The sequence below is a fragment of the Thermomonas sp. genome (assembly GCF_025993755.1).
Lineage (GTDB): Bacteria > Pseudomonadota > Gammaproteobacteria > Xanthomonadales > Xanthomonadaceae > Thermomonas.
Map to the genome: position 1 here is coordinate 25,376 of NZ_JAMQHN010000087.1, position 19,601 is coordinate 44,976.

The following is a 19,601-nucleotide window of genomic DNA, read 5'->3' on the forward strand; positions in this document are numbered from 1 at the left end:
GCGACGGTCATAGCGACGCTTAGTGCGCCGGTGCAGGTGCCGCGGTCGGCGCGGGAGCTGCCGCCGCGCCCGGCGGACGCTTGACGACTTCCAGCAGTTCCACTTCGAACACCAGCACCTGGTTCGGGCCGATCGGCGGGCCGGCCTCTTCGCCATAGGCCAACCGCGACGGAATCCAGAACCGGAACTTGCTGCCGACCGGCATCAGCTGCAGGCCTTCGGCCCAGCCCGGAATCACGCCCTGCAGCGGCATCACCGCCGGCTCGCCGCGATCATAGGAGCTGTCGAACTTGGTGCCATCCAGCAGGGTGCCGACGTAGTTGACCTTGACGCCATCGGTCGCGCCCGGCTTGGGGCCGGTGCCCGGGGTCATGATCTGGTACTGCAGGCCCGAAGCCGTCGTCACCACGCCCGGCTTCTTGCCGTTTTCGGCCAGGAACTTCTCGCCCTTTTCCTGATTGGCGCGCGCCTGTTCCATCATCTGCGCCATCTGCTTGGCCTGCATCTTCTGGCCGAAAGCCTGCATGATCTGCTGCGCCTGCGCTTCGGTCAGCTGCGACTGGCCGCCGCTGATCTGGGTCTTGAGCGCGCGGATCAGGGTGTCGACGTCGATTTCATCCTTGATTTCGGTGAGCTGCTTGCCCATCGCCATGCCGATCGTGTAGCTGATCTGGTCCTTTTCCGTCGGCAGGCCCGGATACTGGTTCGAAGCGGCGGCATTGGCGCCGGCCTGGGCGCCGTTTGCGCCGGTATCGACGGGTTTGTTCGCGGCCTTGCAGGCGGAGAGCGCCAGCAGCAGGGAGGCGGTCAGCGCAGCGGTGCGGAAAATCGGGTTCATCGGTCAGTGGCTCCGGGTACGGGATGGGCCCGGCAGCGTATGCCGGAAGGGAAACAACGAAAAAGGCTTTGACTCATTCGACGCCAAGCAGTTCCACGTCGAACACCAGCGTCGCGTCGGGCGGAATCCTGGGCGGCGATCCTTCCGGGCCATAGCCAAGCCCCGAGGGAATCCAGAACCGGTATTTTGCACCAACCGGCATCAGGCCCAGGCCTTCGCTCCAGCCGGGAATGACCTGGTCGAGGCTGAAGGTCGCCGGTGCGCCGCGGGCAATGGAACTGTCGAAGGTCGTGCCGTCCAGCAGGCTGCCGACATAGTGGACGCGCACCTGCTGGCCGGGCCGCGGGCGCATGCCGCTGCCCTGCTGCAGCACCTTGTACTGCAGCCCGCTGGGCGTGGCGAAGACGCCGGCCTGCTTCCGGTTTTCGACCAGGAACGCCTGCTCGCGCTCCAGCGCCGCCGCATGTGCGTCCTGGCGGGCGGAAGCAGCCTGCGCCGTCACCCGTGCCGCAACCGCTGCACGTATCCGCGCAAGTTCCGCCGCATCCATCGCCGGCGCGATGGACGCATCGGCGCCATCGTGCAAGCCGCGCAGGAACATCGGCATGTCGAATTCACCGCGCAGCCCCGCCACCTGGCGTCCGACGTCGGCACCCACGACAAGACCCGCCTTGACGCGATCCACGGCGACCGGCGGCTTGCCGGCGGCGCGCGCGCCGATGCTGGCCATCAACACGCGCAACACCGCCCGCGCCTCGTTTTCCGGCACCAGCGGCGCGCCATTGGCCATCGCGTTTTCCATTCCGCGCACGAATGCCGCCTGATCCAGATCCTGCAGACCCAGCCCGACGCCACGCCCGGCGTCCAGCCCCGCCATGTAGCCGACCTTGTCGCGCTCGCTCACCGGTGCGGCGCTCTGGGCCCAGGCCGTGCCCGCAAACAGCACGACCGCGAGCAGCGCACCCAGCGCGCGCGGAAACAGGTTCATCCAATGGTCTCCACAGACGAATCGGGCGGTTGGCCCATCCCGCCCATTGTCCTTGCTGTCGCTGCCGTGGGCAATCCTTCCTTGCCTGCTCTGGCTGGTTTTCACGCAGCTTGGCGTCGCCTTGCATCGCTCACGTCGGCCTATGCCATCAGTTGGGTCAAAAGGGGTTGACGTCCTCAAACATAGTGTTATACTTGCCTACAACACCAGATTTAGCCACCTGGAGCGAAGCAAATGAAGATCAAGCAATTCTTCCGAGCGACGTGGATAGCCGCCACCGCCACCGGTCTGCTGCTGGCCGCGCTGAATGCCCTGGGGTCGATCCCGACGGCGCAATCCGACGCCCAGTCCAACTTTCCAGCGGCGAGCAGCGCCTCCCTGTCCGACATCGACACCGACGGCAGCCAGCGGCACCGGCGGCTGTCCTCGCACCGGCTGCGGCATTCCCTGCGGATGCCGTTTTTCTCCTTCCAGCCCCTGGGGTGAGCCATGACCAGCGTTGAATGGAGCGATGGCGCTCCGATCTACCGACAGTTGAAGGAACGGGTGGTTGCCATGATGCTCGATGGACTGCTCAAACCCGGCGACGCCCTGCCTTCTGTGCGCCAGGTTGCGGCCGAATACCAGCTCAACCCGATCACCGTCTCGCGCGCCTACCAGGAACTGGTCGACGAAAGCCTCGTCGAAAAACGCCGCGGACTGGGCATGTACGTCACCGAGGGCGCCACCAAGCGCCTGCGGTCGAGCGAACGCGAGCGCTTCCTGAACGAGGAATGGCCGCAGATCCTGGAACGCATCCAGCGTCTGGGCCTGAACACCGAAGAACTCCTTGATCCCAACGGCAAGTGGGGGCCGAAATGAGCACCGATACGGACACCAGCGTCATCTCCGCCCGCGGGCTGCGCAAGACGTACAAGAACACGTGCGCTCTCGACGGCGCCGACTTCTCGATCCCCTCCGGCCGCATCGTCGGCCTGATCGGCCCCAACGGCGCCGGCAAGACCACGGCGCTCAAGGCCATCCTCGGATTGATCCCGTTCGAGGGCGACCTGCGGGTGCTGGGCAAGGACCCGCGCACCCAACGCGACGCCCTGATGAACGACGTCAGCTTCATCGCCGACGTCGCGGTGCTGCCGCGCTGGATCAGCGTCGAACAGGTCATCGAGTTCGTCGCCGGCGTCCACCCGCGCTTCGATGCCGGCAAGTGCCGCCGCTTCCTGGAAGGCACCAAGCTGCAGATGAAAACCAGGGTGCGCGAAATGTCCAAGGGCATGATCGTGCAGTTGCACCTGGCGCTGGTGATGGCCATCGACGCCCGCCTGCTGGTGCTCGACGAGCCCACCCTGGGCCTGGACATCCTCTACCGCAAGCAGTTCTACCAGCGCCTGCTGGAAGACTACTTCGACGACGACAAGACCATCCTGGTCACCACCCACCAGGTCGAGGAAATCGAGCACATCCTTACCGACGTGATGTTCATCCAGGGCGGCAAGGTGGTGCTGAACGCGGCGATGGACACGCTGGGCGAACGCTACGTCGAAGTGCTGGTCGCCGCCGACAAGCTGGACGCCGCGCGCGCGCTCGATCCGATCGACGAACGCAGCCTGCCGTTCGGCAAGACCGTGATGCTGTTCGACGGCGCCGACCCCGCCCGCCTCGCCGAACTCGGTGAAACCCGCACGCCGGGTCTGGCCGACCTGTTCGTGGCCACCATGAAAGGAACCTACGCATGAACGCCATCGTTGACTCCACGCCGACCCCCAGGGCCGCGCCCCACCCCACCCACAGGTTCAAGCTGCTGCTCAAGCGCGAATACTGGGAGCATCGCGGCGGGTTCTTCTGGGCGCCGATCTGGGCCGGCGCGATCTCGCTGCTGTTCACCCTGATGGGGCTGATCCTGGGCGAAGTCGCGCTCAACAGCAGCAACGGGGGCATCCACGTCAATGGCGACAAGGTCGTCATGAACAACCTCGACCTGAGCGTCATCACCGCCAACATGGATCCGGAAACCGCCCGCCACTGGACGGACACCGTGCGCTTCACGACCGCCTCGGCGATGCTCTGGCCGCTGCTGGTGCTGGGCTTCGTGATGTTCTTCTACTGCCTGGGCGCCCTGTACGACGACCGCAAGGACCGCAGCGTGCTGTTCTGGAAATCGTTGCCGATTTCGGATCGCGACACCGTACTGTCGAAGGTTGCCAGTGCGCTGGTGATCGCACCCGTCATGGCCACGCTCATCGGCATCGTCTGCATGGTGGCCTACCTGCTCGTGCTCAGCGTGTTCGTGCTGATCCACCACGGCAACCCGATCACCCTGCTCTGGAGCCCGACCAACCTGCTGGCCAATGCCGGCCTCGGCCTGGCGGTCCTCCCGGTGTACGCCCTGTGGGCGTTGCCCAGTGCGGGTTGGCTTTTGCTGTGCTCGGCCTGGGCCCGGACCAAGCCGTTCCTGTGGGCGGTCATGATCCCGGTGTTCGCCGGCGTGCTCACCAGTTGGTTCAACCTGATGCAGTCGTTCAATCTCGGCGACGGCTGGTTCTGGAAGAACGTGGTGGCGCATCTGCTGGGTGGCGTATTCCCGGGAAGCTTCTTTGCCGCTGCCGATGTAAGGTCGTTCGACGGCAGTGGCATCCCGAGCTTCTCGACCCTGCTGCACGTTGTGGCCTCTCCGCTGTCCACGCCGCAGCTGTGGGTCGGCGCCATCGCCGGCATCGCGATGATCGTCATTGCCATCCGCCTGCGCCGCTGGCGCGACGAGGGCTGAGGCCCGACACCGAGGACACACACATGACCATCAAGCACGCACTTGCCCTGATCCTGCTCGCCTCCGTGCCGCTGTCGGGCTGCAACCAGGCGCCCACTCCGCCCGCAGCTGCACCCGCCGCGTCCGGGCAGACCGCCCCGAACGACGCCGGGCAAAAGGGCTTCATCGCACGTCAGGTCGACCGCGCCTTCGACGAAGCGCGCCGCGACCTGCACAGCAAGAACCTGCCGATCAGCGGCAATCGCATCCAGATCGGCGACCACCGGATCGGTGACAACGACGACACCCTGCCGAAGGCCGAGATCACGCCGCAAGGAGATCTTCTGATCGAGGGAAAGCCGGTGGCGATCAATGCGCAGCAGCGCCGCGACCTGCTGACCTACCGCGAACAGGTCATCGCCATTGCCGAAGCCGGCATGGCGATCGGTTCACAGGGCGTCGGCATCGCCGGCATGGCGGTCGGCGGCATTCCCGGCCTGATCCTCGGTGGCGAAAAGGCGCAGAAGGAGTACGAGGCGCGGATCGAGGCCGAGAGCAAGAAGATCGAAGCCGCAGCCCGCCAGATCTGTACCCAGCTGACTCCGCTGCTGGCGGCCCAGCAGCGACTGGCCGAGTCGCTGCCCGCCTTCAAGCCTTACGCGACGATGACCCAGGCGGATATCGACGATTGCGGCAAGGACAGCCACGACGACGTAGTCGTCAGGCAATAACGCGACCGGACTCGCGCCCGCGGCATCGCTGCAGGCGCTATTCCAGGAAGCACCCGGCGCTGCGCGCCAGCGCGTCAAAGCCCGGGAACGAAGTCGCGACGTTGGCCACGTCGCGGATGTGGACTTCGCCGCTCGCCCGCTGGGCGGCCACCGCGAACGCCATCGCGATGCGGTGGTCGTCGCGGCTTTCGACCGTGCCGCCGCCGAGCGGGCCGGGGTGGATCACGGCACCGTCCGGCGCTTCGTCCACCCGCACGCCCAAGGTGCGCAGACCTTCAGCCATCGCCGCGATCCGGTCGGATTCCTTGACCCGAAGTTCCGAAGCGCCTTGCACCACGGTGGGGCCGTCGGCGCAGGTTGCGGCAACGAACAGCGCCGGGAACTCGTCGATCATGTCCGGCACCAGCGCAACCGGTACCTCGATCCCGTGCAGCGGCGCGTAACGCACACGCAGATCGGCCACCGGCTCGCCATCGCAGTCGGAAGCGTTCTCCTCGACGATGTCCGCCCCCATGTGGCGCAGCACGTGCAGCAGCCCGGTGCGGCGTGGATTCAGCCCAACCTGGCGCAAGGTGAGATCGGAACCGGGCACGATGCTGGCGGCCACCAGGAAGAACGCCGCCGAGGAGAAATCGGCGGGCACGTGGATATCTTTCGCCCGCAGCCGCTGCCCACCGCGCAAGCGCGCGAAGCCGGGTGAAAACGCGACCTCGACGCCGAACGCCGAGAGCATCCGTTCGGTGTAATCGCGGGTCGGGCGCGGCTCGACTACCGACGTCTCGCCGCGCGCGTACAGCCCGGCCAGAAGCAGCGCGGACTTGACCTGTGCGCTGGCGACTTCGAGAACATGCGCGCAGCCGGCCAGCGTCTGCCCGCCATGAATCCGCAATGGCGGCGTGCCTCCGCTGCCGGTTTCGACGCGCGCGCCCATGCGCGCCAGCGGCTCGGTGACGCGCCGCATCGGGCGTTTGCCCAACGAAGCATCGCCGGTGAGGATCGAATCGAAGGCCTGACCCGCCAGCAAGCCGGCCAGCAGCCGCATTCCGGTACCGGAATTGCCGCAGTCCAGCGCACCATCCGGGGCTTTCAGCCCATCCACGCCGACGCCATGCACGATGCGTGTTGATGGCGATGGCGTTTCGATGCGCACGTCCATCTGCCCGAAAATCTTCGCGGTGGCGCGGGTGTCCTCGCCTTCAAGAAAGCCGTCAATCCGCGACATGCCATCCGCAAGCGCCGCCAGCATCACCGCGCGGTGCGAGATCGACTTGTCGCCGGGCATTTCCAGCACTCCGCGCAGCGCCCGACCCGGCCCGGCATACCAATTCTGCCCTGATCTCATGCGAAGACCGCCCCCAGCGCCACCAGCAGGCGCGCATTTTCCTCGGCCGTTCCTACCGTGATTCGCAGGCAATCCCCCAGTCCGTAGCCGCCCACTGGACGCACCACGATCCCGCGCTGGCGCAGCGCCGCTTCGACGCGGTCGGTCTCGGGGCCGAACTCGACCAGCAGGAAATTGGTCTGCGACGGCGCGACCACCAGTCCCCACACGCGCAGGGCGGAGGCCAGTGCTTCGCGCTGCACCCTGTTGCCATCCACTGCCGCCTGCAGATGCTCGACATCGCCCAGCGCGGCCTCGGCTGCGGCCAGCCCCGGTGCGTTGACGTTGAAGCTTTCGCGCACGCGCTCCATCACCGCGATGCAGTCGGGATGCGCGATCGCATAACCCACCCGAACGCCGGCCAGCGCATAGGCCTTGCTGAAGGTGCGGGTGACGACAAGGTTGGGATACTCCGGCAACAACGAAAGCGCGCTGGCGCACTCGGGCGCGTCGACGAATTCGGCGTAGGCCTCGTCGATGACGACGATGACGTCCTCCGGCACCCGCGCCATGAACGCGGCGAAGGAATCGTGGCTGAACCAGGTGCCGGTGGGATTGTTCGGATTGGCCAGGAACACCAGCCGGGTCTTCGGTCCAACCGCGGCAAGCAGCGCCTCCAGATCGTGCCCGCGCGGCATCGCATGCCCGGACGAATGGGCCGGGGCCACCATCAGCGCCGCACCTGCGGCCTGCGCGGCCAGCGCGTACACGGCAAATCCGAATTGCGATGCGACAACTTCATCGCCTGGGCCCGCGAACACCTGCGCGAACTGCATCAACAGCTCGTGCGAGCCGTTGCCCAGCACGATGCTGGCACTTTCGACCCGGTGGTGCCACGCCAACGCACGCTTGAGATCCCCACCCCGGGGATCGGGATACACGTGCATGCGCTCCAACGCGGCGCCGGCCGCCTGCACCGCGCGCGGGCTGGCGCCATACGGATTCTCGTTCGATCCCAGTTCCACCAGGGGCTGCTCGAACTGCCGCCGCAGCGCGACCAGATCGTGCCCCGGGTCGTACGCGCGCAGGCCGCGCACGCCCGGCAGCGCCCGCTGGCCGAAATCGATCACGTGATCGCCACCGGATAGGAGCCGAGCACGCGCACTTCGCTGCCGTGCTCCGCGATCTCGTCCAGCGCGTCCTTGAGCGGCGCCACCTGGCAATGGCCGGCGACGTCGATGAAAAACGCGTATTGCCACTTGTAGCCGTGCTCCGGGCGAGACTCGATGCGGTTCATGCTGATGCCGCGCCGCGCCAGCGGCTCCAGCACGCCGTACAGCGCGCCCGGACGATCGCGGATGAACACCAGCAGCGAAGTGCGGTCGTTGCCGGACGGCGGGAACATCTCGCGACCGATCACGAGGAAACGGGTGGTGTTGTCGGCGCGGTCCTCGATCGGCCCTGCGATCTTCTTCAGTCCGTACACCACCGCCGCGGATTCTCCGGCGATCGCCGCCGCGTCATCGGCGCCACGCGCGCGGCGGGCGCCTTCGGCATTGCTCGACACCGGGATCCGCTCGGCCTTCGGAAGGTTCTTGCGCAGCCAGCCGCTGCACTGCCCCAGCGTCTGCGGATGCGCGAAGACGCGCTCGATGTCCTCGATGTGCCCACTGCGCGATTGCAGGTACTGGTGGATCTGCAGTTCGACCTCGCCGCAGATCCGCAGCGGCGAACTCAGGAACATGTCCAGCGTCACCTGGATCGTGCCTTGTCCGGAGTTCTCGACCGGCACCACGCCGAAATCGGCGCTGCCCGATGCCACCTCGGCGAATACTTCCTCGATGCTGCCCATCGGCAGGCCGTGCGCGGAATGGCCGAAGTGCTTGTACACCGCCTGCTGGCTGAAGGTGCCCTCGGGCCCGAGATAACCGATCTTCAGCGGTTCCTGCTGGGCGAGGCAGGCCGACATGATCTCGCGGAACAGGCGCACAAGTTCCTCATCCGACAGCGGGCCGTCGTTTCGATCGACCACCTGGCGCAGCACCTGCGCCTCGCGTTCGGGCCGGTAGTAGTCGACTGCCGCAGCCAGCTTGCCCTTGGCCTTGCCGACCTGATGCGCCCAGTGCGCGCGTTCGGCGATCAGCTGCTGGATCTGGCGGTCGATGCCGTCGATCTGGACGCGCACCGCCGCCAGGTCGGGCTTCTTCGGCTCGTCGCTCCCGCGTGGGCGGGAGTCCGTGGACGCCTGACCGGCATCCTCCGCGTTCCTGCCCCTTCGCACGCGCGCGTTCGACGGCTTGGGCGTCTTGTCGGTCTTCTTAGCCATGGGATTTCTGGAACTCCTGCATGAAATCGATCAATGCCCGCACGCCATCCTCGGGCAGCGCGTTGTAGAGCGATACCCGCATCCCGCCCAGCACGCGATGGCCCTTCAGGCCGATCAGGCCCGCCTCGCGCGCCTGCGCGATGAAGGTCGCATCCAGCGCGGGATCGTGCAGGAAGAACGGCACGTTCATCCTCGAGCGTGCGCGCGGCGCGACTTCATTGCGGTAATAGCCGCCGGAGCCGTCGATGGCGGCGTACAGCGACGCGGCCTTGCGCGCGTTGCGGCGGGCGAATTCGTCCACCCCACCCTGGTCCAGCGTCCAGCGCAGGCACAGCCCGAGCAGGTACCAGTTCCAGGTCGGCGGCGTGTTGAGCATCGAGCCGGCCTTGGCCTGGGCACGGTAGTCGAGGACCGGCGCCCGCGGCTGGCCCTCGCGTTCCAGCAGATCGGGGCGCACGATCAGGACCGTGATGCCGGCCGGGCCGAGATTCTTCTGGGCCCCGGCGTAGATCGCGCCGAATTTCGCCACATCGAGCGGTTCGGAAGCAATCGACGAACTGAAATCCGCGATCACCGGCGCCTGGCCGAATTCCGGCAACTGCCGCCACTCGACGCCGTGGATGGTCTCGTTGGCGGTCAGGTGGAGGTAGGCCGCATCCGGCGAAAGCATCCAGCCCTGGCGCTCGGGCAGGTCGCGGAAACCGCCACCTTCGCTGCTGGCCGCGACCCGCGCATCCACGGCCGTTGCCGCCTGTCGCAGCGCGGTCTTGCCCCAATGGCCGCTCACCACATAGTCCGCCGCCTGCCCCGGGGCCGCGAAATTGAGCGGCAGCAGGGCCTGCACCGTGGTCGCTCCGCCGCTGGTGAACAGCACCGCATAATCGTCCGGAATCGACAGCAGGGCGCGCAGATCGGCTTCGGCGCGCTGCGCCAGTTCCATGAAATCGGCGCCACGGTGGCTGATCTCCAGCACCGAGGCGCCGCAGTCGCGGTATTCCAGCAATTCCGCCTGTGCCCGCAGCAGCACGGCTTCGGGCAGGGTGGCCGGGCCCGGGCTGAAGTTGAACGCGCGCGCCATCGCAGCGAATTCCGAGGGTGGGAAGGATCAAGTATGCCGCAGCGCAGCACGCTCGCATGGGCCGAAGGCCATGCCCGCGCAATGACCAGCGGTTATCGGCCTAGAAACACGCCGAAAATCCGACATGGAAACTTGAGCGCCGCAAGACCGGGGTTGCCGGCGTTGCCCTAGAATTTTTCCTTCAGCACCCGCCGAATCTCGCTTTCGATCGGTTCCTTGAACATCGCCGCGAAGAATCCGAGCTTGGCGTGCACGTGCAATTCGCCCTCGCCCAGCGCGATTTCGCCGTCCACGCCCGGTCGCGAGAACTGCAGCGCATCGCCTTCCCATGCGTAGTCGATCCCGAACCGCTCGGCGAGTTTGACCGCCACCTCGTCGATGGCCTTTTTCGCCTTTGCACGGGTCAGGGAATGGGCGTGCCGGATTTCGATGCGCGACATGCGGGGACGGGGCTCCATGACGGGTTGCGGGTTGCCGACGGCTGGCGCCGGCCGGGACTGGCCCATGCTAGCAGCCCATGACGTTGTTGATGTCAGAGGCTTGACCCTGCCATGAGTTCACTCCGCAGCACCATTCCGACCTGCTAGATTGCGCGACGATGAAGCATCCGTTCCTGAGATTCTGCGACGACGGCCAGCCCGGCCCGGCCCAGCCCGACTTGGCGCTGGGCGACGGCGTGCTGACCTTCGGGCGCGGAGCCGCCGGCCAGCTGGCGCCGGTCGATGCCCAGTCGCCGTGGCTGCTGCAGCTGAGCAACGATCGTCGCGGCATCTGGCTGACGGTCGCCGACCAGTTGCGCGGCGTCCACGTCAACGGCCGCCCGATCCAGCAGGTCGCCATGCTGCGGGCCGGCGACTGCATCCACGTGGCCGGCCGCAAGCTGCTGCTGCTGTCCGACGTCGATACCAAGCCCACGACCGAAATCGCCCCGCCGCAGGATCCCGCGGCCAGCGTGCGCGTGGTCCTGCGCGGCGTCGGCGGTCGCCACCATGGCCGCAGCATCAGCCTCGACCGACCCTGCCGGGTTGGCAGCACCGCAGATGCCGACCTGCGGATCGAAGGCCACGGCATCCTGCCGCAGCACGCCATGATCGAAGAGAGCAACGGGCAGTTTCTGCTGCACGCAATGAGCGATGCGGTGCAGGTGAACGGCCGGGCGGTGCGCGAGGCCGTGCTGCACGGCGGCGACCAGATCGCATTCAGTCCGCAGCACCGTTTCCTGCTCGAAGCCCCGCCCGCGCCAGTGCCCCTGCCCCGGAGGATCGATCCCGAGCTGGACGCCGCGCCCATCCCCCCGCAACACGGCTGGGCCAGCCGGATCCCGTGGCTGCTGGTGGCCGCCGTGCTGCTGGCAGCCGGTCTGTCGGCGTTGCTCGTGTTCGGGCCGCGCTGACGCGCCGGTCGGGCGCGGACGCATCCGCTCGACTACACTCGGCAAGATCAGCACACGAGGCAAGCGCATGCTTTCGATTCACGCGGCGCGCGATCCGGGGCCGAAAAAGCGCCATCCGCGCATCGGTCTGGCGATCGCCGGCGGCGGCCCGGTCGGGGCGATGTACGAACTGGGCGTGCTGCGCGCGCTCGAAGAGGCCTGCGAGGGACTCGATCTCACCCGCATGGACGGCTACGTCGGGGTCAGCTCGGGCGCCTTCTTCGCCGCCGGCCTGGCCAATCGCATGGACACTGCGGAGCTGTGCCGGATTTTCCTCAAGGGCGAATGCGCGGACGTTCCGTTTTCACCGGAAATTTTCCTGCAGCCGGCCTTTCGGGAATACCTCAAGCGCGCCGCGGCAGCGCCCAAACAGGGCATGCGCCTGCTCCACGACCTGGTCTCCCCGGACACCGGGTCGCGCTGGTCGGAACTGCTCAACCGCCTCGGCGGCCTGATCCCGACCGGCCTGTTCGACAACGCCCCGGTCGAGCGATTCCTGGGCGAGCTTTTTTCGCACAAGGGCCGCAGCAACGATTTCCGCAAGCTCAAGCGCCCGCTGTTCGTGATCGCGGTCGATCTGGACAGCAGCGAAACCACCTGTTTCGGCGGCCCGGGCTGGGACGACGTTCCGATCTCGCGCGCAGTTCAGGCCAGCTCGGCCCTGCCCGGCCTGTACCCGCCGGTCGAGTTGCGCGGTCGCAACTTCGTCGATGGCGCCCTGCGGCGCACCATGCATGCCTCGATCCTGCTCGACCGCGACGTCGATCTGCTGATCGGCATCAATCCGCTGGTGCCGTTCAATCCGACCCGCGAGGCGGGCCACGCCCGCTTCGGCGATCGCCAGATCGCCCAAGCCGGATTGCCGGGCGTGCTGTCCCAGACCCTGCGCACCATGCTGCAATCGCGCATGCAGGTGGGACTGGCGCGCTACCCGCAGCGCTACCCGCACATCAACCAGATCGTGTTCGAACCGAATGCGATCGACCGCGACCTGTTCTACACCAACATCTTCAGTTTCTCGGCACGGCAGCGGATCTCGCAGCTGGGCTACCGCAACACCCTCGACGACCTTCGCAACCGGCGCGAGTTGCTGGAGCCGCTGCTGGCACGGCACGGCATCGGCCTGCGCGAACAGGTACTGGCCGATTCCCACCGCGTTCTGCTCGACGCACTGCCCGCCGGCGTGCATCGAACCGAAACGACGGCCCGGCTTGCACGCAATCTGGACGACATCGAGCACCTTCTTCAGCGCGTGGTGTGAATGCTCTAGACGAAGTGCGGATCCTGTGCCGCAATCCTTCCAACCAACTACGCGTCGCCGCGACGCAGGGAAACCGCTATGGCCAAGCTCAAGAAATCCGCCAGCAAGAAGCCGACCGGCACCAGCAAGCCCGGGGCGCAGTCCGATGCCCCGCGCATGAACCGGTCGATCACCGAATCCGCACAGCAGATCTGGCTGGCCGGCATGGGCGCCTTCAATCGCGCGCAGGCCGAAGGCGGACGCCTGTTCGAAAGTCTGGTTCGCGACGGCCTGTCGCTGGAACAGACCGCGCGCCGCTTTGCCGGCAGCCGCGTCACCGGCGTGAAGGGCGTGGTCGAAGGCCGCGTCGGACAGGCCAAGGAACGTGCCGTCGACACCTGGGACAAGCTGGAAAAGGTGTTCGAGGAACGCGTCCAGCGGGCGCTGGTCAAGCTCGGCGTCCCCGGTCGCGACGACCTCAATGCCCTGACCGAGCGCGTCGAGCGCCTGACCGCCGCCCTGCACAAGCTTGGCGCCAAGCCGAGTGCGGGCACTGCGAAGAAGACATCCAAGACAGATCGTCCCGCCACCGCCAAAAAAGCCACGAGCAAGCCTGCCAAGGCTGCCAGGGCGGCCAAGGCCCGGAAGCCTGCCGCCGGAAAGTCGGCCAAGTCGGGCGCCGCTGCCGAGTAAGCGTCAGCCCATCCAACCGGGACGCGTTGAACGACCGCGTCACGGAACGGGAAATCCAGAATGACGGCACGGTCGCTTTCCCGTTCGACGCAGTGCTGACCGGATCAGTGTTGCCCTGCTCCGCTGACCCATTCGTGGCTGTTTCGTTGCGCATCGGTAAAGTCCCGCCAGTCCGCCCCTGTGGCACCCCCTCCCTTGCCATACGGACTGGCGGGCATCGTTTCGCCGGGCGATCCGCCCAACGGTGGATGCCACGCGGTATAGTTGCGCTCGGCTCACAGCAACCGTTCAGCGCATGATCCCTTTCTTGATCGCCCTGCTCGTCTTTGTCGGCGTCGGTGCCGGCTTGACCGTCTGGCTCCGTGGTGGCAAGAACGCTGCGCCGCAGTCCGAGCCCGTGCGCCGCGGCGCTGAGCAACTCGCCCAGCTGCGCTGGCGCGATTTTGCCCGTCTGGTGCTGCAGGCCATGCACGGCCGCGGCTACAACCCGGTGATCGGGCCGGAAGATCCGCCCGACGGGATTCCCAGCGATGGCAGCGACATCCTGCTCAAGCGCGCGGACGAACTCGCGCTGCTGTCCTGCCAGTACGGCACCGGGGCGACGGTCGCGCCGCAGGTTGTCGCCTCCGCTGCAACCAAGGCCTCCTTGCACGGCGCCAGCCGTGTGATCGTGGTGACGCCGGGGCGTTTCGAAGGCGACATCGCGGATATCGTGGCCAATCATCAGGTCGAACTGATCGATGGCGAAACCCTGTGGCCGGAAGTGCGTCCCTACGTTGCGCGCCCGGAAGAACCTGTGCCGGTCACATCACCTTCGGCAGCCATTCCAGCCAAGACCCAGGCCTTCGTCTGGCTCGGCGCAGCGCTGGCCGGCACCCTGGCCTTCGTGGCTGTGGACGGCCTCACGCAAAGCCCCGACAGCCTTCCTTCCGAGGCCGTTGCACCGCAAGCGAACACGGCCCCGCCGGCAGCCCAGCGACCTGCCGCCGCACCCTCCGCCGACGAACGTCCGGCCCAGCCGGGCGTGCCGGCCGACACCCGCGAACTCGACCAGCGCCGAAAGGAAGCCGCCAACGCGGTTGCCACCCTGTTCGGCGTCAGCCGTGCGCTGTGGTCCAGCCAATCGACCCTGATGGTCTATCTCTCGTCGGAAAACGCGGATCCGTTCAACGACATCTGCCCGCTGCTCGAACAGTATCCGGAACTGGCCGCCTCGCGCATCCAGCTGCAGCCGCCGGAGGGCAGCGACAAACAGGTCCGCTTCAAGCAGTGCCGCGCCTACTGACGGCCGTTCCGGTCCGCCGGCCGTACAGCGGTTGATCGGAGCATCATCTTCCGACGGGCAGGCGCGTCATTCGATCTGCGCGCGCGCCCAGGCCGCGTCCAGCGTCTCCATCGCGTCCAGCGGCTTGCACTTGCCAGCCTTTTCGTAGGCTTCCGCAGCCGCGTCCTCGTTGCGCCGGGCATCGAGCAGCAACAGCAGGTTGCCGTGTTCGACATGGGCAATCGGTGAGGCCGGCGTGAGTTTGAGCGCTTCGCGGATGTGTTTGTCGGCTTCTGACGCCTTCGCGCCATAGGTCAGCCCGCCGATCATCGCGCCAATCTTGCCGACGATTTCGGCGTGATAGAGCGCCAGCGCCATGTGCGCCTCGGCGTGCTTGGGCGCCAGTTCCAGCGCGGCATCCAGCGAGGCGCGCACCTTGCCGGCGATCCCCAGCTTGAGCGCCTTGGCGATCGAAATTCCCTGGCTGTAACGGCCCAGCGCGAAGGCATGCCGGTAATGGCTGTTGGCTTCCTCCGGAAGCGCCTTGATCGCCGCTTCCGCAAGCTTTCCTCCCAGCTCGTGGCGGCGCAGGCGCTCGGCTTCATCCTCGACCAGATAGGTCGCGTGGATTCCAAGCGCCTTGACCGCCACCGACGCGCCCACCGGCCCCAGCGCCTCGCCAGACTCGAACGCCTGCTGGAAATCCCCGCGATGGAAGGCACGCCAGGCATCCTGCAATGTAGCGGCCAGCGCTTCGGCATCCAGTTTCGGTGCGGATTTTCCGGCAGCCTTGAGCAGCGCGGCGGCACGCTTGGCGTCCGGGTACGGTTCGCAATCGCCGGCATGCAGCTTTGGCCAGGCCTTCTTCAAGGCATCGCCGGCGAACTGGAAGGCTTTGGCATCGTGGGGGAAAGGCGCCCAGGCGGACGATTTCTTCGCGGCCATGTCGTGGAACTCCGGGGTCAGGTGTGGGTGTGAGCATCGGGCCAGTCGGGTGCAATGGCAAGTGCAGGGGTAGTGTGATTGCTCGACATCCGGGCGGCATGCTGGCCCCAATTTCCCGACCCCGGAGTCCGTCATGGCCGCCCGCAAGAACACGAAGACCCGCACTCCTCGCGCTGAAGCCCTCGATCTCAATCCGCGCCATCTGTGGCTGGCCGCGCTTGGCGCCGTCGTTGCCGCACGCCGCAGCGCGGCGGGCGCGATCCACGAAGCCGGCCTGCGCACCCGGCTCGCGTCAGCCGACGCCCGGGACGCCGTGCGCAAGCTCAACGCCGAGGCCCGCGCCGGGATCGAGACCCTGAGCGATCGCGTCCAGCCCCTCCTGTGCCCGGTTGGCCGCACGGTACAGGCCGGCATCGCACCGATCGCGCAACGTGTCGGGATCCAGCTCGGCCCGCAGCACACCGCGCGCCGCAAGGCGGCACCCAAGGCGACGCCGAAGGCGGCGCGGCGCACGGTTCGCAAGTCAGCCCCGGCACGCCGCAGCAAGCGCGCGGGTTGAGTCGCCCCGTAGCAATCACAACGGCTTGTCGTCCTGTCAGTGTGGCGGGCGACCATAGGCGGCATGGATGCCGCCTATGAGCCTACATGGACGTATTCACGGCGTGTCGCCCGCCATGCTGGCAGGGCGACAAGCCCCGATCGCTCATCGATCGACCCCCTCCAGAGCAGATACCCAGCCCGGTTTCAGTCGAGATAGGCGCCGGTCAGCGTGTTCAGATGCAGGCGTTCGGCGTCGCGCAGGAACGGCGCGATCGACAGCATCACCTGCACGATGCCATCGCGGATCGACTTGCGCTCGTCGTGTTCGCCGCGCGCAGCCGCATAGTTCAGCCAGAAGGTCGCGATCACCAGGATATTGGTGGCCGCGGCATCCAGCTCGGCCCGGGAAGCGCGCATGATGCCGGCCTGCAGCAGGCCGCGCATGACGTCGCGCGAACGTTCGTCGGCACGCTTGAGGATGCGCGCAAAGCGCATCCGCAGCCGGCGGTTGCGGGTCAGGATGTCGACCAGATCGCGGTACAGGAAGCGATAGTCCCAGATGCACTCGAACACCAGGTGCAGCTGCAGCCAGACGTCCTCCAGCCCCGGCAGCCGCCCCTCCGGCGCGGCCAGCGCCGCGTCCATGCGCACCTCGTAGCCGGCGAACAGCTGTTCGATGATGTCGTCCTTGTTGCGGAAGTGGTAGTACAGGTTGCCCGGGCTGATCTCCAGCTCGTCGGCAATGTGGTTGGTGGTGACGTTCGGCTCGCCCTGCGCATTGAACATCGACAGCGAAGCGTCGAGGATGCGCTGGCGGGTCTGTCTGGCCACGTCCGATCCGCTCAGGCCGTCAGTTTCTTCACCAGATCGATGTATTTCTGCATCGCCTGATCCTGCGCGGTGCCCTTGAGCTTGCCCCAGGCTTCGTACTTGGCGGTCGCCACGAAATCGAAGAAACCCGGCTTCGGGCCGCTGACGTCGCCCTCGCTGCCCTGCTTGTAGAGTGCGTACAGGCGCAGCAAGGTGTCGTTGTCCGGCCGCTCCTTGAGCCCCTTGATGGCTTCCGACGCTTGTTCGAACGCTGCCTTGAGATCGGCCATGACCCAACTCCGTGCCTGGATGCGGCCATGACACCACGCGCCGCGGCAGGGGTCAATACGCCACGGCATTGTCGCGAAGCCTGCGCTCTGGCAACGTATGCAACACGACCACGGGTCGGATTCAACTCAATCGGGGGGCAGGGACAGGTCATGAGCTATTTCGTCACCGGCGGCACCGGATTCATCGGTCGGCATCTGATCGATCTCCTCCTCAAGCGCAAGGGCACCATCCACGTGCTGGTGCGCAAGGCGTCGATGAAGAAATTCACCGCGCTGGCGAAGAAGCATGGTTGGGATCCCAAACGCGTGCTGGCGGTGGCCGGCGACATGACCGCACCGCGCTGCGGCCTGAGCGCCGCGCAGGTGCGCAGCCTCGGCGGCGGCAAGATCAAGCATTTCTTCCATCTGGCCGCGATCTACGACATGGCCGCCGATGCCGAATCGCAGCGCGTGGCCAATGTCGACGGCACCCAGCACGCGCTCGACCTCGCCGCCGCGCTCAAGGCCGGTTGCTTCCACCACGCCAGTTCGATCGCCGCTGCCGGCATGTATCCGGGCGTGTTCCGCGAGGACATGTTCGAGGAGGCCGAGGGGCTGAACAATCCCTACCTGCGCACCAAGCACGATTCAGAAGGGCTGGTGCGCGCCGAGAAGCGCGTCAAGTGGCGGATCTACCGCCCCGGCATGGTGGTCGGCCACTCGCAGACCGGCGAAATCGACAAGATCGACGGCCCGTACTACTTCTTCACCTTCCTCAAGAAACTGCGCGCGACGCTGCCGCAGTGGATGCCGACGCTGGGCATCGAGGGCGGCCGCATCAACCTGGTTCCGGTCGATTTCGTCGCCGCCGCGATGGATCACATCGCCCACAAGCCGCGCCTCGACGGCCGCTGCTTCCATCTCACCGACCCGGAGCCGATGCGCGCCGGAGAGGTGCTCAACACCTTTGCCCGGGCCGGCCACGCCCCGGAAATGACCATGCGCATCGACGCGCGCATGTTCGCCTTCCTGCCCGGCAGCGTGCGCGCCGCGGTCGGCAGCCTGCCGCCGGTACGCCGTTTCGTCGGCATGCTGCTGCGCGACTTCCGGATCCCGAAGGACGTTCTCGGCTTCATCACCTACCCGACCCGCTTCGACAACCGCGAGGCCGAGCGCGCGCTTAAGGGCAGCGGGATTTCCGTGCCGCCGCTGGAGTCCTACGCATGGCGGCTGTGGGATTACTGGGAGCGCCATCTCGACCCGGACCTGTTCGTCGACCACTCGCTCAAGGGCAAGGTGCGCGGCAAGGTGGTGGTCATCACCGGCGGTTCCTCCGGCATCGGCCTGTCCACCGCGCAGAAAGTCGCGGCGGCGGGCGCGACCACCATCATCGTGGCGCGCCGCGAGGACGAACTGTTCGCCGCGCGCGATGCCATGATCGCCGCCGGCGGCAAGGTGTTCGCCTACACCGCCGATCTCGCCGACCTAGCCGATTGCGACCGGTTGGTGGCGACCGTGCTGGAAAAGCACGGACACGTCGATGTTCTGGTCAACAACGCCGGCCGCTCGATCAGGCGTTCGATCGCGCTCAGCTTCGATCGCTTCCACGATTTCGAGCGCACCATGCAGCTCAACTACTTCGGCAGCCTGCGCCTGATCATGGGCTTCATGCCGAAGATGATCGAACGCCGCAAAGGCCACATCATCAACATCAGTTCGATCGGCGTGCTGGCGAACTCGCCGCGCTTCTCCGCCTACGTGGCGTCGAAGGCCGCGCTGGACGCCTTCAGCCGTTGCGCACAGGGCGAACTGTCCGGCAAGCACATTGCCTTCACCACCATCAACATGCCGCTGGTGAAGACGCCGATGATCGCGCCGACCAAGATGTACGACAGCGTGCCGACGCTCACCCCCGACGAGGCCGCCGACCTGGTGGTCAAGGGCATCATCGAGCGTCCGAGCCGGATCGCCACCCGCCTCGGCGTTTTCGCCGCGCTGGTCAACGCGGTCGCGCCGAAAGCCTACGAAGTGGTGATGAGCACCGCGTTCGAACTGTTCCCCGATTCCTCGGCGGCCAAGGGCGAAGGCAAGTCGGGCAAGGACGAAATCCCCAGCCAGGAACAGATCGCCTTCGCGGCGCTGATGCGCGGGGTGCACTGGTAGGCACGGGCGTCGCGCGCCTTGCTCGCCGGCATCTCGGGAGGCAAGAAGGAGCTTCAAGGGCCGCCAGCCGAGGAGCGCGGCCTTGCGGGCGACACGCCGTGAATACGTCCATGTAGGCTCGCAGGCGGCATCCATGCCGCCGATGGTCGCGTATGGGGCCGCCCATCCGCTGGCATCGCATTGGGCATCTTCCGAAAGGCAAAAGCAGACAGGCAGTCAA

At 66.8% G+C, this 19,601-nt stretch carries 20 protein-coding genes and 1 pseudogene; 11 read left to right on the plus strand and 10 right to left on the minus strand.

What is annotated here, in order from left to right:
• Positions 1-19: 19 nt before the first annotated feature.
• Positions 20-838 (minus strand): FKBP-type peptidyl-prolyl cis-trans isomerase, encoded by an 819-nt coding sequence (locus tag Q0X16_RS05775; protein WP_297831819.1) that lies wholly within the window; start codon positions 836-838, stop codon positions 20-22.
• Between the two features lie 73 nt (positions 839-911).
• A complete protein-coding gene (locus Q0X16_RS05780) occupies positions 912-1,826 on the minus strand; it encodes an FKBP-type peptidyl-prolyl cis-trans isomerase (RefSeq protein ID WP_297831822.1) in 915 nt (304 codons plus the stop codon).
• A 234-nt stretch (positions 1,827-2,060) separates the two neighbouring features.
• Between Q0X16_RS05780 and Q0X16_RS05785 the strand changes: the two genes are divergently transcribed.
• Genes Q0X16_RS05785 through Q0X16_RS05805 form a run of 5 tightly spaced genes read left to right on the plus strand, consistent with a single transcriptional unit; the run spans position 2,061 to position 5,300 of the window.
• Complete coding sequence (locus tag Q0X16_RS05785) at positions 2,061-2,312, plus strand: hypothetical protein (protein WP_297831824.1); 252 nt, start codon at positions 2,061-2,063, stop codon at positions 2,310-2,312.
• Positions 2,313-2,315: 3 nt separating this feature from the next.
• Entirely contained in the window at positions 2,316-2,687 is a 372-nt protein-coding gene (locus Q0X16_RS05790; protein ID WP_297831827.1) for a GntR family transcriptional regulator, read from the plus strand.
• Entirely contained in the window at positions 2,684-3,559 is an 876-nt protein-coding gene (locus tag Q0X16_RS05795) for an ABC transporter ATP-binding protein (RefSeq protein ID WP_297831830.1), read from the plus strand. The genes Q0X16_RS05790 and Q0X16_RS05795 overlap by 4 nt, the downstream gene beginning before the upstream one ends.
• On the plus strand, positions 3,556-4,590 hold the full coding sequence (locus Q0X16_RS05800) for an ABC-2 transporter permease (RefSeq protein WP_297831832.1): 1,035 nt from the start codon (positions 3,556-3,558) through the stop codon (positions 4,588-4,590). The genes Q0X16_RS05795 and Q0X16_RS05800 overlap by 4 nt, the downstream gene beginning before the upstream one ends.
• A 23-nt stretch (positions 4,591-4,613) precedes the next feature.
• Positions 4,614-5,300, plus strand: a complete 687-nt coding sequence (locus Q0X16_RS05805; RefSeq protein WP_297831835.1) for a hypothetical protein — start codon at positions 4,614-4,616, stop codon at positions 5,298-5,300.
• Between the two features lie 37 nt (positions 5,301-5,337).
• On the opposite strand, the gene aroA is transcribed toward Q0X16_RS05805, so the two are convergent.
• The 5 genes and pseudogenes from aroA to Q0X16_RS05830 form a co-directional block, all read right to left on the minus strand.
• On the minus strand, positions 5,338-6,642 hold the full coding sequence (gene aroA / locus Q0X16_RS05810) for a 3-phosphoshikimate 1-carboxyvinyltransferase (protein WP_297831837.1): 1,305 nt from the start codon (positions 6,640-6,642) through the stop codon (positions 5,338-5,340).
• Positions 6,639-7,751, minus strand: coding sequence for a histidinol-phosphate transaminase (gene hisC / locus Q0X16_RS05815; RefSeq protein WP_297831839.1), 1,113 nt, complete (start codon positions 7,749-7,751; stop codon positions 6,639-6,641). The genes aroA and hisC overlap by 4 nt, the downstream gene beginning before the upstream one ends.
• Positions 7,748-8,815 (minus strand): annotated as a pseudogene (gene pheA, locus Q0X16_RS05820) (prephenate dehydratase); the annotation flags it as partial. The gene hisC and the pseudogene pheA, both read right to left, overlap by 4 nt.
• Before the next feature lie 124 nt (positions 8,816-8,939).
• Positions 8,940-10,025: a 3-phosphoserine/phosphohydroxythreonine transaminase gene (gene serC, locus Q0X16_RS05825; RefSeq protein ID WP_297831844.1), complete on the minus strand. Its 1,086-nt coding sequence runs from the start codon at positions 10,023-10,025 to the stop codon at positions 8,940-8,942.
• A 167-nt stretch (positions 10,026-10,192) separates the two neighbouring features.
• Complete coding sequence (locus tag Q0X16_RS05830) at positions 10,193-10,465, minus strand: polyhydroxyalkanoic acid system family protein (RefSeq protein WP_297831847.1); 273 nt, start codon at positions 10,463-10,465, stop codon at positions 10,193-10,195.
• 158 nt (positions 10,466-10,623) lie between these two features.
• Between Q0X16_RS05830 and Q0X16_RS05835 the strand changes: the two genes are divergently transcribed.
• The 4 genes from Q0X16_RS05835 to Q0X16_RS05850 all read left to right on the plus strand — a co-directional run bounded on the left by Q0X16_RS05835 (position 10,624) and on the right by Q0X16_RS05850 (position 14,675).
• Positions 10,624-11,418: an FHA domain-containing protein gene (locus Q0X16_RS05835; protein ID WP_297831849.1), complete on the plus strand. Its 795-nt coding sequence runs from the start codon at positions 10,624-10,626 to the stop codon at positions 11,416-11,418.
• A gap of 67 nt (positions 11,419-11,485) precedes the next feature.
• Entirely contained in the window at positions 11,486-12,718 is a 1,233-nt protein-coding gene (locus Q0X16_RS05840; protein ID WP_297831853.1) for a patatin-like phospholipase family protein, read from the plus strand.
• A 78-nt stretch (positions 12,719-12,796) separates the two neighbouring features.
• Positions 12,797-13,390, plus strand: a complete 594-nt coding sequence (locus Q0X16_RS05845) for a phasin family protein (RefSeq protein WP_297831856.1) — start codon at positions 12,797-12,799, stop codon at positions 13,388-13,390.
• A gap of 295 nt (positions 13,391-13,685) precedes the next feature.
• Complete coding sequence (locus Q0X16_RS05850) at positions 13,686-14,675, plus strand: restriction endonuclease (protein WP_297831859.1); 990 nt, start codon at positions 13,686-13,688, stop codon at positions 14,673-14,675.
• 66 nt (positions 14,676-14,741) lie between these two features.
• On the opposite strand, the gene Q0X16_RS05855 is transcribed toward Q0X16_RS05850, so the two are convergent.
• Positions 14,742-15,599 (minus strand): hypothetical protein, encoded by an 858-nt coding sequence (locus Q0X16_RS05855; RefSeq protein WP_297831861.1) that lies wholly within the window; start codon positions 15,597-15,599, stop codon positions 14,742-14,744.
• Positions 15,600-15,732: 133 nt separating this feature from the next.
• Between Q0X16_RS05855 and Q0X16_RS05860 the strand changes: the two genes are divergently transcribed.
• Positions 15,733-16,158: a hypothetical protein gene (locus Q0X16_RS05860; protein ID WP_297831864.1), complete on the plus strand. Its 426-nt coding sequence runs from the start codon at positions 15,733-15,735 to the stop codon at positions 16,156-16,158.
• A 185-nt stretch (positions 16,159-16,343) separates the two neighbouring features.
• Here the strand turns inward: Q0X16_RS05860 and Q0X16_RS05865 are convergent, their stop codons facing one another.
• Both Q0X16_RS05865 and Q0X16_RS05870 read right to left on the minus strand, forming a co-directional pair.
• On the minus strand, positions 16,344-16,970 hold the full coding sequence (locus tag Q0X16_RS05865) for a TetR/AcrR family transcriptional regulator (protein WP_297831866.1): 627 nt from the start codon (positions 16,968-16,970) through the stop codon (positions 16,344-16,346).
• 11 nt (positions 16,971-16,981) lie between these two features.
• Positions 16,982-17,239 carry an acyl-CoA-binding protein gene (locus tag Q0X16_RS05870; protein ID WP_297831869.1) on the minus strand — a complete coding sequence of 86 codons (258 nt, stop codon included), beginning with the start codon at positions 17,237-17,239 and terminating at the stop codon, positions 16,982-16,984.
• A gap of 150 nt (positions 17,240-17,389) precedes the next feature.
• On the opposite strand from Q0X16_RS05870, the gene Q0X16_RS05875 reads away from it, so the two are divergent.
• Positions 17,390-19,381 carry an SDR family oxidoreductase gene (locus Q0X16_RS05875; RefSeq protein WP_297831871.1) on the plus strand — a complete coding sequence of 664 codons (1,992 nt, stop codon included), beginning with the start codon at positions 17,390-17,392 and terminating at the stop codon, positions 19,379-19,381.
• Positions 19,382-19,601 lie beyond the last annotated feature (220 nt).